This window comes from Mesorhizobium sp. M7A.F.Ca.CA.002.05.1.1 (genome assembly GCF_003998335.1).
Taxonomy (GTDB): domain Bacteria; phylum Pseudomonadota; class Alphaproteobacteria; order Rhizobiales; family Rhizobiaceae; genus Mesorhizobium.
The window spans coordinates 1-1,296 of the sequence record NZ_RZQI01001249.1 but is presented as its reverse complement, the minus strand read 5'-3'; the positions used below and the strand labels follow the sequence as shown (position 1 = coordinate 1,296).

2 protein-coding genes are annotated in these 1,296 nt (G+C 60.9%); both read right to left on the bottom strand.

Translation table 11 applies throughout. The features are described 5' to 3' along the window. Window positions 1-947: UDP-3-O-acyl-N-acetylglucosamine deacetylase (gene lpxC / locus EN939_RS34595; RefSeq protein WP_127271869.1), on the bottom strand; the 947-nt coding region annotated here is incomplete at its 3' end. A 153-nt stretch (window positions 948-1,100) separates the two neighbouring features. Next, on the bottom strand, window positions 1,101-1,296 hold a 196-nt coding region (locus EN939_RS38745), incomplete at its 5' end, for a hypothetical protein (RefSeq protein ID WP_206525417.1).

Sequence of the window (1,296 nt, the reverse complement as noted above, 5' to 3'; positions counted from 1 at the left end):
CAGGCCCTGCGCCGTCTGCTCTCGGACCGCACGGCGTTCATCTCGGCGCTGCGGCCACGCTCACGGCGCGTCGTCTCGACGATCTCGAACGCCGTGCGGTCCGAGAGCAGACGGCGCAGGGCCGCGGCATTCATCCTGTGGCCGCCGCGATAGGAGCGGAAGCAGCCGATGAAGCGGGCGCCGGCCAGCGCCAGGTCGCCCATGGCGTCCAGCGTCTTATGTCGCACGAATTCGTTGGGGTAGCGCAGGCCGCCCATATTGATGACGCGGTTGTCGTCGCCGATGACCAGCGAGTTCTCCAGCGAGGAGCCGAGCGCGTAGCCTGCGGCCCACAGCCGCTCGACATCCTTCATGAAGCCGAAGGTGCGGGCGCGCGCGATGTCACGACGGAAAATATCGGCATTGAGGTCGGAGGCAAACAGCTGACGACCGATCGCCGGGCTTTCGAAGTCGATCTCGATCTCGAAACGGGTCCCGTCATAGGGCCGAAACTCCGCCCACGAGGCGCCGTTCTCGATGCGGACCGGCTTGATGACCCTGATATAGCGCCGCTTGACCGAGAGCGTCTCGATACCCGCCTGATCGATGGCTTCGACGAACGCCATGGCGCTGCCATCGAAGATAGGAACCTCGGAACCATCGATCTCGACAGCGACATTATCGATGCCGAGCCCAAACAGCGCCGCCATGATGTGCTCGACCGTGGCGATATGCTCGCCGGCGGGATCACCAAGCATGGTGCACAGGTCGGTAGCGCCGACTTCCGAAACCAGGGCACGAAACTCGCGGCCCTGTTCCGCACCGTTGAAAAGCTGGAAAACGATGCCGGTGTCGGCATCCGCGGGCACGAAGCTGATGGACACTTCCTTGCCGCTGTGGACGCCGGTGCCGGTAAGCGACGCGCGCGTCTTCAATGTCGTCTGATAGTCGTGCAAGACAATCCCCATAAGCCCGTAATGCCTAGGTCCGCTTCTCCAGCCCGAGGGCGCGGCTCTTGTGTGAATCGGCTGGCAGGGTGACTTCCCCCGAAATCCCGGCAAACCGATGATGGTAGGCAGCGAAGATAATGTCCCGTCAGGGAGACTCCAAATCACGGTTTCTTACTCTGTGTAACCGCAAAATGGAACGAGTGCGACTTGGTAAGTCGTTGAAATCACATCATTTAAAACATTAACAGGCAAGCGATTCCTCGCTTGCCTGTTAACAAATGTTACAGTCCGTTTACCAATCAGTTGGCCTGGCGGCGCAGGAACGCCGGAATCTCCAGCTGATCGTCTTCCTGAGTCGTCCTCACCT